Raw genomic sequence first — 15,024 nt, forward strand, 5'->3', positions numbered from 1 at the left:
GAGGACATGCTGAGAGAGGTCACCGCGACCCGCTACGTCGCACCCCTGACGTCCGGCGGATCCGTACCCGGAGTCGTCGAGGCCGACGACCTGGGCACCTACGTCGTGAAGTTGTCCAGCTAGTGGCGCCGAGCTGCGGCTATTCGGCTACATCCGTGGCTGACCTGGACAGATGAGCCTTTCAGTGTCTTTCACGGGCGTGCCGTCTTATGCGGACGATCCTCCCCACGCGCTCCCCAGCGGCGCGGATCCTCCCCAGATTCTCCCCAGGAAGGGCGGCTGCCACGTGCAGCGTCGAGCGGCAACCATCGCTGCCGTAGACACACTCAGTTACTGTTGGGCGGAGAGCTTCGTCCACTTTGCTGCGGGCAGTTATCTCGGCAGAGAGAACCCGGTGGCCTGCGGAGACGGGCGTCGCGGGCCTCGGGCTCCTCACGTGTTGATCGATGTTGGCATCGGCCATCTCGACGTTCGTGGTCTCCCGCGGCAAGCCCGACCTCTCATGAGCCGGGTCAACACAGCTCGGCCCGGATCTGGCCGGCGCGGTGCGCGAGATCCGCGACCGGCACGAGCACGTGAAGGCCGTCGGGGAGCCTGAACCTGGTGCAGATCCTCCTGCGTGCGATTCAGAGTGGGCGCCTTCTGCGGATGGGCAGGATGCTCAGGGCCATGACGGTGCCGTCGTCGTGGAACGAGATGGGGCCATTCCATTTCCCGCCTTCATGGGAGTTGCGTTTGGCGCGGAGTTCGTAGGCCGCTTGCCGGTACTCTTCCACACGGCCTTTTTTGATCAGTTCATACAGCCGCGAATCCGTTCCAGAGAATGCCTCGATCCGTGCGCTGCCCATGCGGAAGACGTGGTCCGTGCCGACGAATTTTGTGTCGCCGACCTCGATGTCCGCGTCGTCGACGCTCGATGTCGCGGCGAAGGTGGGCACGTCGTAGTGCTCTCGTCCTTGGCGTGCGGTGAGATACCGGGCTGTGTTTTTTCCTCCGCCCGAGAATGCGGTCAGACCGGCGGCTGCGGTGCGGGCCAGGAGCTGGCCGAACCAGGCGAGGTCGTCCTCGCCCACCTGGAAGCCGTCGACCGTCCGCGCTCGTCTGCCGTCGCGGGCCGGTATGCGAATGGCGTTGGGGTAGGGGATTCCGGACTTGTCCTTGATCTCTTCGTCGGCGTTGCCCGGTGCGTGGGGTATGCGCAGGGGGAGCAGAGCCTCGCCGGGGGATTGCAGGGCATTGACCGCGATGCCGCCCTGTCCCATGAGCTCGGTGGACAGCATCAGACACGGTGTCGTGTTCCACTGGCCGATTTGCATGCCCTCGGTCAGTTCAGCTCCCTTGACCAATTGCTGGATCGTGGTGCTGCGGGTCCGGCCGGTCCGCTTGCTCGGCTTCTGGTGGTTTCCCCGGCAGGCCACGCAGGTGACTTTCGACGGCTCGCCGGGCTTCCATGCCTCGATGAGGTAGTCGGGGCGGGGCCGTGAGGTCTTGTTCCGTTGTGAGACGCTCAGGGGCCAGCCGGCCCGCAGCACCGTGCTCGTGTCGACGACCGAGACGATGTGGTCCGGGTAGCGTTGCTGCACGATGTGCTCTGCGACGGCGAGCCCGAAACCGACGGCCAGCTCTCGGGCCTGCATACCCTTGTACCAGCGCTCGGACGTGCGGCCCGTGTCGGTGAGATCCATGGCTCCGGCGCGATTGCCGTACAGCGCCTCGCAGAACTTCAGGCTCAGCCAGTGTTCCGCGAGCCCGCGCCCCATTCCCTGGCTGGCCAGCATGTAGCCGCGTGCCAGGGCGTGCAGCACCTGCCACGGAGTCAGTTCGATGCACGGGCCGTGCTCGGCTCGCGCGACGGGCCGCAGGTCGGGCTTCCTGCGTACTGCTTCCTGGCCCTTCTCCCGGCGCTTTTTGTCGATGGCCGCCGCCGCGGATTCCACATGCGCGGCCAGTTCTGTCGTCGAGTGGACGTGAACGCTCGTCGATCGGCTGAGTGCGTTCAGGATCTGTCGTGCGGTTCTTGCCATGCATCCCCCCACGGTGTCCATGTGCCCGGACCGGCCGAAACGGTAGATCGGAGCATCGGGGCGCATACAAGTGCGCACGGTCAGTCACGGTGCAGAACCGCCCACAACAGGCCGCGTATGACCAGCCGCGACGCACGGCATGCCGAACGTCCGACGATCGGCAATCGTCAACCGGGCGCAGCCCGAGTGCCCTCGTGTCGGGGGATGTTCGGGATGAGCCGGGCAGTCATGCCCCGCCGATCAGAAGGAGGCGGGCATGGACCCAAACGGGCATCAAGATGGTGCAAGACGGGGCACAGAACAGTCACAGGACCGATCCCTGGCGCAGCCGCACAGTGGGGGACGCCAGGACCACGGCAGTGCGGTCGCGGATCTGGCGGGCGAGTTCGGAGCAGAGTTGGTGCGGGCCATCCGCACGGGGCTGGCCCAGGGCGCGAGCCCCATGAACGGTGCCCGGGGGCCGTCCAAGCTGAGCTGGTATGCCTTCGCGACCGAGTACGCGCGGGCGCACTGGCCCGGCCGTGCGGCGAAGACCCGGGACGAGGTCAGCGAGGCGCTCACCGTGATCACCATGGCGATGTGCTGGGACATGCCGGGCCGGCCGAAGGGGCAGCTGCTGCGCCGTGCGCTGCGGCACTGGGCTTTCGTCGTACCCGGGCCGGAACAGCGGGAGCTGCCCGCGGAGGACCGGCTGGTGCTGCAGTGGGTGGCGAAGGCGTCCCGGCCGCTGGTCGACCTGCACGATCCGATCCTGGCGCGGGACGTGCTGGAGTCGCTGCGCCGCAAGCTCGATGGCGGTGAGGCGGCGGTGGAGACGATGCCTCGTAAGCGCAAGGTGCTGGTGCACGCCCTGCACTACGCCGTGGAGCGGGGGGAGTTGGGCAGTCATCCGTTGGAGAAGATCCGCTGGCGGGCACCCAAGCCAGCCATCGCGGTGGATCCGCGGGTGGTGGCCAACCCGTACCAGGCGCGGGATCTGCTCAGCGCCGTCTCCTATGTGGGTGGCTACCGGCGGGCGCGTGGCCGTCGGCTGGTCGGGTTCTTCGCCGGTATGTACTACGCGGGTCTGCGTCCGGAGGAGGCGGTTGCGGCGGCGCTGCCGGACTGCCGCCTGCCCCGAACCGGCTGGGGGCGGTTGATCGTGCACCGCACCCGTCCGCAGGCGGGCAGACGGTGGACCGACACCGGCGAGTAGCACGACGACCGCGGGCTGAAGAACCGCCCCCCGGGCGACATCAGGGTGGTGCCGCTCCCTCCCTACTTGGTGGCCCTGTGGCGCGAGCACGTCGCCACTTTCGGGACCGCCGACGACGGTCGGCTTTTCTTCAGCGAGAGCGGCCGCGTCGTCGCCTACACCACCTACGACCGCGTCTGGCACGAAGCCCGCGACCTGGCCCTGCCGCCCGCCCTCACGAGCACTCCGCTTGCGAAGCGGCCGTACGATCTGCGGCACTCGGCGCTGTCCACGTGGCTGTGCGCTAGTGCGGACCCCGCTGAGGTCGCCCAGCGGGCCGGCAACAGCGTCGAGGTCCTGCTGAGCCGGTACGCGAAGTGTCTGTATGACCGGCAGTCGATCAACAACGAGCGCATCGAAGGGCTGGCATGCCTTCACGGGCCGTGGGCACGCGAGAGCCGCGCAATGGCCGAGACGGGCCCGTCCCGCGTGGCAGGTCCACTGACACAATGGGGGCGCACCATGCCCGACGTCCCTGATCGCCCGACTCTCGGGCAGGTGCAGGAGGCGCTGAGGGTGCTGACGGACGACTCCGCGGGTGTGGAGCCGTTGCAGTCGGCCGTGGACGTGCTGGCCGAGGCGCCGGTCCTCGTACCGGTGGTCGATCCCGAGGACTACGCGCAGCCGGACCGGGACCCGTGGCCGCTGGTCCTGCCGGTGCTCGAACAGGCCGACGGAGCTCAGGTGGTACCGGTGTTCGCCTCGGAGGAGCGGTTGGGTGCGGCGCTGCCGAACCTCCTGTCCTAGCGGCTGGCGCCGTTGGGTCGGCTCGCCGCCGACTGGCCCGACAGCGAGCTGCAGCTGGCCATCGACGCCGGCCACCCCGACGCGCTGACCCTGACCGCCGAGGGAGTCCGCATCCGGCTCGCCCGTCCCTGACGCTCACCCAACGCGGCCGCAGTTCAGCGGTGGCAGCACGACCAAGGGGGGTGCGCCGCCCGTCCATGGAACCAGCATGCGCGGGAGCCAGCCAGTACCCCAGCTCGATGGGTGGGTGCGGCGCTCATCATGGTGGTCTGTGCCCGGGTGTCCTGCCTATGCGCTGGAGGAGAGGCCGAAGACGAGCGTGGGGTCCGACTCGGCGATCTCGATCAGCCGGTTGTACTTGGCGACGCGTTCGCCGCGGGCCGGTGCGCCGGACTTGAGCTGGCCGCCGCCGGTGCCGACGGCAGTGCGCGATGGCGGTACTTCAAGACCTCGTCCGGAAGCGGCGCCACCGCGGCCTTCTGCACAGCTTCACCCCGTGCGATGTTGTTGGGGCTCTCCGCCGGGCCGACGAGGCCGTCGCCGACGGCACCGCTGTCGGTTTCGATGACGATCCGGTCGAAGAGGATGGCCGCGTCCGACCGGTAGACCACGAGGTCGTGCCAGCCCGGCGCCGGGACGTCGATCGTGAACGTCAGGGGCTCGATCCCCCGCATGACGTTGTCGCCCCAGGCATTGCCGCAGCTCGTCTGTGCGCAGCCCCGGAGGTTGGCCGAGGCCGGGACCTGGTCGTCGATCCCGATCGCGGTCCGTGAGCTCCGGATCGTGCCGTCGTCCTCTCTTCCCTCGTTCAGGGTCGGCACTCGGTAGAAGGTTCCGGTGAACCGACCGCTCGACGTGAAGTGCACCCGGTACTTCAGGTGCGCGGTGGTCGTGAAGTCCGCGTCGACCCTCGGCGCGGTCTCCGGGAACGCCTTCATGGCGTCACCGCGCTGAGCCATGCCCTCGACCGGGCGCCACCTCGCCCCGTCGGCGCCGGCCACGTTCTCGGCGAAGTGCTCGGCCTCGACAGTGACGTAGCCGTTTGCCTCGATGTGCCCGGGCGTACAGCGCTTGGACGGGGACGGCCGACACCCTTCAGGCCGGCCGCGGAAGCCCACAGTGGCCCTTTCCGCGTCCACCGTGAACGTCGCGACCGGAGCGCCGGTCTTCTCGCCGTCGCCGGCGTTGTAGACCCGGATCGTCCCAGTCGCGCTCGCATCGAGCCGCGCGAAATCGACCGTCACGGTGACACGTTGCTCGGAAGCGGTCCTGCCCGAGACCTTCGAGAGGGTGATCCACGGGGCGTCCGCCTCGGCGACCCACTCCTCGGCGACGTCGTTCTTGGAGAACACGTCGAAGAAACGCTTGTCCTTCGGTGACGCCGAGTTGAACCGCAGCGTGCCGCTGCCCGGCACCTTCTGGCCCTCCGCGTTGGCGCCCACCCCGTCGGACGGTGACGCGACGGTGGCGTACCGGTCGTCGGTGAGCATCACCACGCCCTCGTTGACGCCGCCGTAGTAGGTGATCGGATGGCTGTGACCGATCGCCTCCTTCCACTTGCCGCCGCTGAGCGTGTCCCAGTGGGCTTCGTCGGACCGGATGCGGTCGCGCGCGTTCTTCGACAGCAGCGCGTAGATCCTCGCGCTGCCGTAGCGGCCCTGCTCGGCGTACAGCTGGTTCTTCCAGTAGTAACCGATCTGCTCGGCCATGTTCCGGTACGAGCGAACCCGGTGGACGACCTGCTGGTAGAACGCGGATCGGTGGCGTTTGGGCAGTTTGTCCGAGACGCCTTCGACTCGGTCCACCAGTTCGTTCGCCTCGTTGATGTAGCGCTGGAGCTCGTCTCCGTCCGACGTCGCGCTGAAGGGGAACGAGCGACTGCCGGGGAAGCCCGCCGAGTGGACGCCGGAGGGGTTCTGCGTGCCCCAGAACTCGGCACGTTTGGTGCTTTCGAGCGTCGAGAACCTGTCGAGCGCGTCGGCGACCACGGCCGCCCTGCGCCCGGTGAGCCCGAAGTCCCGCTTCACCTGTTCGACGAGGAACTTGCTCTCGATGTTCGTGTCGTCATACCCGTCGACGTCCCAGGCGAGCTTCGCGAACAGTTCGGTCTTCATCTCGCCGGGCTTGATGTCGCCGACATTGAGGATCCAGTACCGTCCCGCGTCGGTGTTCCACGCTCGGTGGAGCTGCTCGACCATGAGCGACATCGGCATCGAGTTGAGCCAGAGGTAGCTCTTCGGGCTGCCCCAGTAAGAGCTGTGGTAGTAGATCCCGTTACCGCCCGATCTGGCCGCTTCGGACTTCGTCGGCACCTGGCGCAGGTAGCCCTGGTTGTCCTCCGCCCACATCAGCGTCACGTCTTCGGGGATGTAGGCCTTCAACCCGTTGTTGTAGAGATCGGCCATCTCCTTGTACGGGATGAACACCTGCGGCACGGCGTCAACGCTGCCGTAGACCTCCTCGATCAGTTTGCGCTGCTCGGTGATGGCGTCGCCGACCATCTCCACCCTGTCGGCGAATCCGTACGGATTGCCGGGGGTGAACGCGGGCGCGCCGTCGTGCACGCCGCGCATGCCCAGCGCGAGGATGCTCTCGAAGTCGGCGTTGGCGACCAGGCGCTCGCGCCAGTACGCGATGATCGCGGGCTTGTTGATCGAGTAGTCGAAGGCCGACCGGTAATCCGAGCCCTTGATGTCGAGCGCCTCCTTGTTGCGCTCGTAGAACGGTCGCCACTCCTCGACGTTGCTGCGCAGCATCAGCTCGGCGTGCGAGGACGACATGACCACGCCGTACGCGGCCGCCTCGCGCGCGTTGACCGGCGTGCCGGCGTCGAACATCCCCGTGTCGGTGGCCGCGTTGAACGACGTCGTGCCCTCGTGCATCGCGGGCCACAGCGTGTTCAGCCTGAGGCGGAGCATCATCTCGTAGACGTGTCTGTAGTAGTTGACCTCGGGCGTCCCCCTGTCGGTGGGGAACTTTTCCTTCGCCCAGTCGATGGTGCGTTCCTCGTCGTTGATGAAGATTCCCCGGTACTTCACGTCGGGGCCGTCGTCGACCTGCGGGGAGTCGTCGACGACGATGCGGTCCCGCTGCCCGACCGGGACGTCGCTGTACCAGTACCACGGGGACACGCCGATGTCCTCGGAGACCGAGTAGATACCGTAGATCGTCCCGCGGGCGTCGCTTCCCGCGATCACGAGAGCGCGGTCGACCCCGGCGACGGGGTCGTCCACCTTCTTGATCGCGTACCCCTCCCACTCCCCGGTGATCCGGGCGGCCTCGTCGAACTTGCCGGCGCCGATGATCCCGTCGATCAGTTCGCTCTGACCGATCACGCCGATAATGATCGCGGTCTTCACGCCGTCCGCCTCGGTCAGCAGAGCGGGGACCTTGCTCTGGTCGGCGTTCGCCAGGCGTGCCTTCTTGGCCGCCTCGTCGTCGACGAAGCGCCGCTGCACCTCGCCGGCGTCGATCGCGCCGGTCACCATCGCGACGTCCTGGCGCAGATCCTGAACCGCGCGGTGCACCTGTCTGTAGTCGCGATCGTCGTGATCCCCGCCGTAGGACGGGTCGATCAGGACGGGAGTGGTGGCGGCACCGTCGTAGATGGTGAAGTCGGTCTCGGCTGCTTGCGCCGGGATCGGCCCTACGGCCGCCAGCAGGGCGGCGAGCAAAGCGCCGGCCGTCAGAGCCGCGAGGAAACTCTTCCTCGCAAGTCCAGCCATGTTTGGCATGCGCCTGACACCTCTCGCGTAAGTGATGCCCAGAGTCTGAAGCTTGGTGCCCCTGTCCGCCCGTTCATGCCAACCGCGTGACCGCGATCATGTCTACGCAGCCCCAGCGCTCACGTCAAGAGATGGCGCAGCCTTCCTCTCCTCCCGGGTCGGCGATGAAGGTGTCCTCGGTCTCGCCGGAGCGGTGGGAGACCATCTGGGCGTAGCCGGCCTCGCGGCAGATGCGCATGCGTCCAGGGTCTCGGTGACGGTGCCGATCTGGTTGACCTTGATCAGGGCAACATTTGTCGGCGGTTTCCGGCAGCACTTAGCGATCACTCGGGTCGGAAATGTCGATGAGAAGTGGCTCTGGCTCAACTTGTGTGGTGCAGTGACTTACCGTGATGGCGGAGCTTCTGGTAATCGAACGTGAAGTTGCCTGAAAACAGCGGGACTTGATGCCCTTCAGGGTGAAGGTGCGGGGCCGTGAACGAGGTTCCGCCCTGCTTGCCGGAGATGCTGTTCATGTCGCTCGCCGAGGTGGTGGTGACGTCGGTCGATACGAGTGGCGAGGTGATACGGGTTGAGGCTCGCAGTGCGGCCGACGGTGCCGGGTGTCCCGGCTGTGGTTCCTGGTCGCGCCGTGTTCACGGCTCTTACGGCGGTTTCCCGGTGATCTGCCGGTGGTCGGTAGGCCCGTTCGCCACCGTCCTCCACGAGTTCGTGCTCACCAGGCAGTGCCCCGGGATGACCAAGGTGCTGGGCATCGTGGCCGCCTCACTCGCGCTGTCGTTCGGCATCGGCATGCTCAGCGGCGGGCAGCAGCACTTCGAGGACTTTCCCGCACGTGCCGCGATGCTGATCCCCTTCGGGCTGGCCCTGTCCGAGCACGCCCGCCGGGCCGACGATGCTGCGCCACCGCGCCGGCCCGCCGCCGCCCAGCTCGGTGGCCATCCCGTCGGCGATACCGCGCAGACCGACGAAGGCGAGGGCGGCGGTCACCAGGCCGAGGTCGATTCCGCAAGCTGGCCCGCCTTCCCGCACGGCAGTCCGGTGCCCGGCACCGCGTGTGCCGGGCACACTGTCACCTGTGCGGATGCCGTTGGGGCCCTGCTGGTAGCCCTCACAGTGCGGACTCCCACGTCGTCGCGGATCCGGCCGCATCCTTCGCGAGGCGACGTGCGGAACACTGGCCCTGGCGCGTTTTCGCTAGCGGCTGCCGTCAGGCCGATATAGCGTTGTGATCAGCAGTCGTGGTTCCGAAGTCCCGTTCGCCCGTGATCGCCATCACGGGCGTTCTTGCGTTTCAGCGCCTCTCCGGACCAAGGCGATCACCTCCCGGGCGCGCAGGGTGCGGGCCCGGTTTCCCTCGAAGGAGACGGTCATGGCCAAGGGCACTGTCAAGTGGTTCAACAGCGAGAAGGGCTTCGGCTTCATCGAGCAGGAGGGCGGTGGCCCCGACGTCTTCGCCCACTACTCCAACATCGCCGCCCAGGGCTACCGCGAGCTGCAGGAGGGCCAGAAGGTCGAGTTCGACGTCACCCAGGGCCAGAAGGGCCCGCAGGCGGAGAACATTCGCCCCGCCTGATCGCGCCGTCCTGATGATGCCCGGCGTCCCGGCTGCGGAACGCCGGGCATCAGCCGAGGCTCACCCACAGGCTGTGAATGATGCGCGGATTGCGCGCAAGTAGCGTGGTGTGCCCCGTCGCCGAGACCACGCGCCCCTGGCCGCGGCCGACGAAGTCGCCTGCCGCACCCAGCGTTCCCTGCGCGCCGCCGAACTGGCCGTCGGGCGCCCCCGCTCTCAGGCCGAGCGCGCCGAGCGGGCTCATGATGTCTATGCGCCAGAAAACCGCCTGGTCGCCAGCACCCTGGACAGCTGCTGGCAGACGCGCCTGGCCGAGGCCGAGCAGGCTCTGCGACGGGACCGTGGTGGCACAGGTCCTTGAGAGGAACGGGCGTGGCATGTCCTGACGGCAGACAGTCGCGACGCTGTGTGGGTTGAAGGACCGGGATGAGCTCAGCCAGCGAGAATCCGACAAAATAAACACCGCTTCTCGGGTACACAACGGGCGCCGGGCAGAGGCGGTGTTCCGAAGACCCAGGACAACCAGGAGCGGAGAGCGCGCCTTCACATCATTCCGCACTTGGGCCAACTCGCCCTCAGGAACATCGCGGCGGCGGATCTGCGCGCGTACATAGCCAAGTTGGAGTCAACCGTCTCCTCGGTCGACTACCAGCGCGGCATCCTGTCGGAGCTCTCCTCCATTCTGGAGGCGGCCGTCGATGACAAGCGGCTTGCCCGGAACCCCATGCGCGCGAAGTCCGTGCGGTGGCCCAAGGCGCCACAGGAGCGACGCGAGGCTTGGCCGTTGGAGAGGGCGCTCCGAGTCCGCGACGTCATCAACCCGCGCAACCGGATAACCGTCGTCCTCGGTCTGGGGTGCGGGCTCCGTCAGGGCGAGGTGTTCGGATTGAGCCCGGAGGACATCGACTACGCGAGAGGCGTGCTCCATGTCCGCCGCCAAGTCCAAGCGATCAAGGGGAGGCTGTACTTCACCCTGCCGAAGGGAAAGAAGACCCGTGTCGTCGACATGCCCTCCTCGGTGGCCGAGGAGCTCAAGCGTCATGTCGAGGCGTTTCCGCCGGTGAAGGTGGAGCTCCCGTGGGGGAAGCCGGAGGCGGAGGGGCAGCGGAGGAAGTTCTCCCTGCTGCTCACCACACGATTCGGCAACGCCATTGCGGTGAACACGTGGAACACCTACACCTGGAAGCCCGCGTTGGCCAAGGCCGGCGTCATCCCGCCGCGTGTCAAGGGAGCGAAGGACTGGCAGTGGGAGGCTGCGCCGAAGGATGGCTTCCATGTGCTGCGGCACACCTATGCATCGATCATGCTGGAGGCGGGAGAGTCCGTGGTGACCGTGGCGCGGTGGCTCGGGCACTCCTCGCCGGCGATCACCCTCGGTTACTATGCTCACTTCATGCCGGAGGCTGGCAGCAAGGGGCGGACGGCCATTGACCGACTGTTGGAGAGGCAGGGAGATTTGCATGCCAGTCGAAACTCCCCAGATTCTCCCCAGGGCTGATGACGCGCAATTCCCGCTGCCGGGCACCTCCGAGGTCGACCGTGGATTGCAAGGTCAATGAAGTGGGTGGCCTGAGAAAATGCTAAGAGAGGTCACCGCAACCCGCTACATCACACCCCTGCGGTCCGGCGGCTCCGTCCCCGGGATCGTCGAGGCCGACGACCTCGGCACCTACGTCGTGAAGTTCACCGGCTCCGCGCAGGGCCGCAAGGCGCTGGTCGCCGAGGTGATCGTGGGGGAGCTGGCCCGCGCCCTCGGGCTGCGCTTCCCCGAGCTGGTGCTGGTGCACTTCGACCCGGTGATCGCGCAGGACGAGCCGCACCAGGAGGTGCGGGGCCTGCACGCGGCCAGCGCGGGTGTGAACCTCGGCATGGACTACCTGCCGGGCGCCCGGGACTTCACGCCGGAGATCGCGCGGGTCTTCCCCGTCGATCCCCTGGAGGCGGGGAGGATCGTCTGGCTCGACGCCCTGACCGTGAACGTCGACCGCACGGTCCACAGCTCCAACCTGATGGTCTGGCCCACCCTGGGCGTCGCGCCCCCGCGCCTGTGGCTGATCGACCACGGTGCCGCGCTGGTCTTCCACCACCGCTGGGACGGCACCGACCCCGCCAAGGTGTACGACTTCCGGCACCACGCCCTCGGCCACTACGGGCCCGACGTCCGGGCCGCCGACGCCGAGCTCGCTCCCAGGGTGACCGAGGAGCTGCTGCGCCGGATCCTCGCGGAGGTTCCGGACGCCTGGCTCGCGGACGAGCCGGGCTTCGCCACCGCGCAGGAGGCACGCGAGGCGTACGTGTCGTACCTCCACGCGCGCGTGCGGGACTCCGGAGCCTGGCTGCCCACCGACTTCCCAGGCCGGGAGGAGCTCGCCGCCGAGGAAGCCCGCCGGGCGGCGCGCGGCCGGCAAGGACGCCCCGCATGGCTCCGGCAGGTCCCCGACCTGCACGGCAAGCCCGCGGCCGAACAGGATTGGTCGGTGCACCTCGGATGAGTGGCCGTGTCGAGATCGAGTACTGCACTCAGTGCCGCTGGCTGCCCCGCGCGGCCTGGCTGGCGCAGGAGCTGCTCACGACGTTCGAGACCGAGCTGACGGAACTGGCGCTGAAGCCCGGCAAGGGCGGGGTCTTCGTCGTCCGCGTCGGCGACGAGGTCGTCTGGGACCGGCGCGAGCAGGGCTTCCCCGAGCCGACGGCCGTGAAGCGGGCCGTACGCGACCGAGTGGCCCCGGGGAAGCCCCTGGGCCACTCGGACAAGCCGTCCGCCGAGCCGTCCGCGGACTGAGTCAGCCCTTGAGCTGCTCGTACGCCGGGAGCGTCAGGAAGTCGGCGTAGTCCTCGTCGAGGGAGACCGTCAGCAGCAGGTCGTGCGCCTGCTGCCAGTTGCCGGCCGCGAAGGCCTCCTCGCCGGTCTCGGCCTTGATGTTCGCCAGCTCCTCGGCGGCGACCTTGCGGGCCAGGTCGGCGGTGACCTGCTCGCCGTTGTCGAGGACGACGCCCGCGTTGATCCACTGCCAGATCTGGGAACGGGAGATCTCGGCGGTGGCGGCGTCCTCCATCAGGTTGAAGATGGCGACCGCGCCGAGTCCGCGCAGCCAGGCCTCGATGTAACGGATGCCGACCTGCACGGCGTTCACCAGACCCGCGTACGTCGGCTTGGCCTCCAGCGAGTCGATCGCGATCAGGTCGGCCGCCTCGACGGCGACGTCCTCGCGCAGGCGGTCCTTCTGGTTGGGCTTGTCGCCGAGAACCTTGTCGAAGGACTCCATGGCGATCGGCACCAGGTCGGGGTGGGCGACCCAGGAGCCGTCGAAACCGTCGTTCGCCTCGCGGTCCTTGTCGGCGCGGACCTTCTCGAAGGCGACCTTGTTGACCTCCGCGTCCCGGCGGGAGGGGATGAACGCCGCCATGCCGCCGATCGCGTGCGCACCGCGCTTGTGGCAGGTACGCACGAGGAGTTCGGTGTAGGCGCGCATGAACGGGGCCGTCATCGTCACCGCGTTGCGGTCCGGCAGGACGAACTTGGCGCCGCCGTCCCGGAAGTTCTTGACGATGGAGAACAGGTAGTCCCAGCGGCCCGCGTTCAGCCCGGAGGCGTGGTCGCGCAGCTCGTAGAGGATCTCCTCCATCTCGTACGCGGCCGTGATCGTCTCGATCAGGACCGTGGCGCGGACGGTGCCCTGCGGGATGCCGACGTAGTCCTGCGCGAAGACGAAGACCTCGTTCCAGAGGCGGGCCTCCAGGTGCGACTCCGTCTTGGGCAGGTAGAAGTACGGGCCCTTGCCCAGGCCCAGCAGGCGCTTGGCGTTGTGGAAGAAGTACAGGCCGAAGTCGACGAGCGCGCCGGGCACCGGGGTGCCGTCCGCGTCGACGAGGTGCCGCTCGTTCAGGTGCCAGCCGCGCGGGCGCATGACGACCGTGGCGAGTTCCTCGTTCGCCTTCAGGGCGTACGACTTGCCCGACTTCTGGTCCGTGAAGTCGATGTTCCGCGTGTAGGCGTCGATCAGGTTGAGCTGGCCGAGGACCACGTTCTCCCAGGTCGGCGCGGAGGCGTCCTCGAAGTCCGCGAGCCACACCTTCGCGCCCGAGTTGAGGGCGTTGATGGTCATCTTGCGGTCGGTGGGGCCGGTGATCTCGACCCGCCGGTCGTTCAGGGCGTCGGGGGCCGGGGCGACCTTCCAGGAGTCGTCGGCGCGGATCGCGGCGGTCTCGGGGAGGAAGTCGAGGGAGGAGGTGCGGGCGATCTCGGCGCGGCGCTCGGCGCGGCGGGCGAGGAGTTCGTCACGGCGGGGCGTGAACCGACGGTGCAGCTCCGCCACGAAGGCGAGCGCCGCTTCGGTGAGGACCTCCTCCTGCCGGGGCAGGGGCTCGGCGTCGACGATGGCCAGCGGGGACGGCGCTGGTGCGGACATGAACGGTCACTTCCTTCAGCGAGCTACGAAGACGAACCGGCGGTTCGGCACCGGGTGCCAGTCTTCCCGGATACGGCGTTCGGCGCCCGCGGAGCCCTCGGGCGCTTCTGGACAGTGGATACTAGTTTCCTCATGGTGGAAGTTCAATCGTCTGTTGATGTCGAGAGTCTCTGGGTCGAGGCAAGGTGGCGCTCCGTGCCACGCCGTTCACTCAAGGTGGGCCAGATCGGCCTCCGTGTCGATGTCGAAGGGCCGGGCCACGTCCCCGCACTCGACGAGCGTGATCCCCGGCTCGTGCTCCTTCAGATAGGCGCGTGCCCCCCGGTCCCCGGTCGCAGTCGCGGCGATGCCCGCCCAATGAGCCGCACCGAACAGGACCGGATGGCCGCGCACTCCGTCGTACGCGGCCGACACCAGTGACTCCTCGTCCTCGTACGCCCCGAGGACCCGGGCCACCGCCTCAGGGCCGATACCGGGCTGGTCGACGAGCGAGACCAGGGCGGCCGCCGCGTCCGTACCGGCGAGCGAGTCCAGCCCGGCCCGCAGGGACGTCCCCATGCCCTGTTCCCAGCCGGGGTTCGCGACCAGGACGCATCCCGGCAGCGCGGCTCGTGCCCGGACCTCGTCCGCCCGGGCGCCCAGCACCACATGGACCCGCTCGCAGCCGCCTTCGCGCAACACCCGCACCGCGTGCTCCACGAGCGGCCGTCCCCGGTGGGTGAGCAGTGCCTTGGGGCGCCCGCCGAGCCGCCGCCCGCCTCCGGCGGCGAGCAGTACCCCCGCAACCGCACGCGCCCTGTTCGTCGTCCTACGTGTCGTCATGGATCCTGCATACCGCACGACATGCCGCACGACCTCAGGCCGAGAAGTTACGCAGCGGAGCAAGTCGATGACGCAATGGACTGGCGCCTGGTGGCCCGCGTCGTTTACTGTCGCCCGCACCGACCGGCCGGGCGGCCGGTCGGCGCCCGGTGTGGGGGACTTCGCGTCGGAAGGGCACGCGCACGACGGAGTGCGAGGGGGAGGACTGTGTTGCGGAGCGTTGAGCAGAGGCGGCAGGGGCCTGTGACCGGCGGCGACGAGGATCCGCGCGTGACGGAGCTGCGCTCCGCCGTCGCCCGGCTGCGCCGTCGGCTCGCCGCCCATCCCGGCGAGTTCGCCGACCGGGCCATCGCCGAGGAGGAACTGGCCGCCCTGGACGCCATGGCGGCCGACGGCACCCCCGAGATCTCACGGCTGCACCGCTCCCTCCTGCTGATCGCGGGCGCGATCGGCTCGGTGAGCGCACTCGCCCCGGAACTGGCGGAGG

General features: G+C 68.4%; 12 protein-coding genes and 4 pseudogenes. 9 read left to right on the top strand and 7 right to left on the bottom strand.

The window, feature by feature from the left end; translation table 11 throughout:
• Positions 1-6 precede the first annotated feature (6 nt).
• Positions 7-117, top strand: a pseudogene (locus tag AOQ53_RS48345) (HipA family kinase); the annotation flags it as partial.
• 509 nt (positions 118-626) lie between these two features.
• Here the strand turns inward: AOQ53_RS48345 and AOQ53_RS04815 are convergent.
• Complete coding sequence (locus AOQ53_RS04815; RefSeq protein WP_059415253.1) at positions 627-2,024, bottom strand: hypothetical protein; 1,398 nt, start codon at positions 2,022-2,024, stop codon at positions 627-629.
• Positions 2,025-2,466: 442 nt separating this feature from the next.
• Here AOQ53_RS04815 and AOQ53_RS45805 point away from each other — a divergent pair, with 442 nt between their 5' ends.
• Complete coding sequence (locus AOQ53_RS45805; RefSeq protein ID WP_236711592.1) at positions 2,467-3,219, top strand: hypothetical protein; 753 nt, start codon at positions 2,467-2,469, stop codon at positions 3,217-3,219.
• Positions 3,220-3,267: 48 nt separating this feature from the next.
• Positions 3,268-4,005 carry an SseB family protein gene (locus tag AOQ53_RS45810; protein ID WP_236711593.1) on the top strand — a complete coding sequence of 246 codons (738 nt, stop codon included), beginning with the start codon at positions 3,268-3,270 and terminating at the stop codon, positions 4,003-4,005.
• 288 nt (positions 4,006-4,293) lie between these two features.
• Here the strand turns inward: AOQ53_RS45810 and AOQ53_RS47255 are convergent.
• The 3 pseudogenes from AOQ53_RS47255 to AOQ53_RS42655 form a co-directional block, all read right to left on the bottom strand.
• Positions 4,294-4,428, bottom strand: a pseudogene (locus AOQ53_RS47255) (phosphopyruvate hydratase); the annotation flags it as partial.
• 104 nt (positions 4,429-4,532) lie between these two features.
• Positions 4,533-7,739: pseudogene (locus tag AOQ53_RS04825) on the bottom strand (glycosyl hydrolase 115 family protein); the annotation flags it as partial.
• Positions 7,740-7,866: 127 nt separating this feature from the next.
• A pseudogene (locus AOQ53_RS42655) lies at positions 7,867-8,027 on the bottom strand (phosphopyruvate hydratase); the annotation flags it as partial.
• Between the two features lie 177 nt (positions 8,028-8,204).
• Here AOQ53_RS42655 and AOQ53_RS04830 point away from each other — a divergent pair.
• Positions 8,205-8,954, top strand: coding sequence for a hypothetical protein (locus AOQ53_RS04830; RefSeq protein WP_059415255.1), 750 nt, complete (start codon positions 8,205-8,207; stop codon positions 8,952-8,954).
• 148 nt (positions 8,955-9,102) lie between these two features.
• Positions 9,103-9,306: a cold-shock protein gene (locus AOQ53_RS04835; protein WP_010040284.1), complete on the top strand. Its 204-nt coding sequence runs from the start codon at positions 9,103-9,105 to the stop codon at positions 9,304-9,306.
• Positions 9,307-9,355: 49 nt separating this feature from the next.
• Here AOQ53_RS04835 and AOQ53_RS04840 read toward each other — a convergent pair whose 3' ends face one another.
• Complete coding sequence (locus AOQ53_RS04840) at positions 9,356-9,685, bottom strand: hypothetical protein (protein WP_059415256.1); 330 nt, start codon at positions 9,683-9,685, stop codon at positions 9,356-9,358.
• Between the two features lie 66 nt (positions 9,686-9,751).
• Between AOQ53_RS04840 and AOQ53_RS04845 the strand changes: the two genes are divergently transcribed.
• From AOQ53_RS04845 to AOQ53_RS04855, 3 genes are all read left to right on the top strand, one after another.
• Positions 9,752-10,804, top strand: coding sequence for a tyrosine-type recombinase/integrase (locus tag AOQ53_RS04845; RefSeq protein ID WP_059415257.1), 1,053 nt, complete (start codon positions 9,752-9,754; stop codon positions 10,802-10,804).
• 79 nt (positions 10,805-10,883) lie between these two features.
• Positions 10,884-11,798, top strand: coding sequence for a HipA family kinase (locus tag AOQ53_RS04850; RefSeq protein WP_059415258.1), 915 nt, complete (start codon positions 10,884-10,886; stop codon positions 11,796-11,798).
• Positions 11,795-12,088, top strand: a complete 294-nt coding sequence (locus tag AOQ53_RS04855) for a SelT/SelW/SelH family protein (protein ID WP_059415260.1) — start codon at positions 11,795-11,797, stop codon at positions 12,086-12,088. Before AOQ53_RS04850 ends, AOQ53_RS04855 begins: the two co-directional genes overlap by 4 nt.
• Position 12,089: 1 nt before the next feature.
• Here the strand turns inward: AOQ53_RS04855 and aceB are convergent, their stop codons facing one another.
• Together aceB and AOQ53_RS04865 are read right to left on the bottom strand one after the other, a co-directional pair.
• Positions 12,090-13,715 (bottom strand): malate synthase A, encoded by a 1,626-nt coding sequence (gene aceB / locus AOQ53_RS04860; RefSeq protein WP_059415264.1) that lies wholly within the window; start codon positions 13,713-13,715, stop codon positions 12,090-12,092.
• Between the two features lie 207 nt (positions 13,716-13,922).
• Entirely contained in the window at positions 13,923-14,537 is a 615-nt protein-coding gene (locus AOQ53_RS04865) for a nucleotidyltransferase family protein (RefSeq protein ID WP_059415266.1), read from the bottom strand.
• A 207-nt stretch (positions 14,538-14,744) separates the two neighbouring features.
• On the opposite strand from AOQ53_RS04865, the gene AOQ53_RS04870 reads away from it, so the two are divergent.
• The coding region (locus AOQ53_RS04870; RefSeq protein WP_059415281.1) for a DUF5955 family protein at positions 14,745-15,024 on the top strand (280 nt) is incomplete at its 3' end.

The sequence above is a fragment of the Streptomyces azureus genome (assembly GCF_001270025.1).
Lineage (GTDB): Bacteria > Actinomycetota > Actinomycetes > Streptomycetales > Streptomycetaceae > Streptomyces > Streptomyces azureus.

Excerpts from the sequence above, each read along its gene's own strand:
- AOQ53_RS04815 (WP_059415253.1), bottom strand. The coding sequence starts at position 2,024 with ATGGCAAGAACCGCACGACAGATCCTGAACGCACTCAGCCGATCGACG.
- AOQ53_RS45805 (WP_236711592.1), top strand. The coding sequence starts at position 2,467 with ATGAACGGTGCCCGGGGGCCGTCCAAGCTGAGCTGGTATGCCTTCGCG.
- AOQ53_RS04835 (WP_010040284.1), top strand. The coding sequence starts at position 9,103 with ATGGCCAAGGGCACTGTCAAGTGGTTCAACAGCGAGAAGGGCTTCGGC.
- AOQ53_RS04840 (WP_059415256.1), bottom strand. The coding sequence starts at position 9,685 with ATGCCACGCCCGTTCCTCTCAAGGACCTGTGCCACCACGGTCCCGTCG.
- AOQ53_RS04850 (WP_059415258.1), top strand. The coding sequence starts at position 10,884 with ATGCTAAGAGAGGTCACCGCAACCCGCTACATCACACCCCTGCGGTCC.
- AOQ53_RS04855 (WP_059415260.1), top strand. The coding sequence starts at position 11,795 with ATGAGTGGCCGTGTCGAGATCGAGTACTGCACTCAGTGCCGCTGGCTG.
- aceB (WP_059415264.1), bottom strand. The coding sequence starts at position 13,715 with ATGTCCGCACCAGCGCCGTCCCCGCTGGCCATCGTCGACGCCGAGCCC.
- AOQ53_RS04865 (WP_059415266.1), bottom strand. The coding sequence starts at position 14,537 with ATGACGACACGTAGGACGACGAACAGGGCGCGTGCGGTTGCGGGGGTA.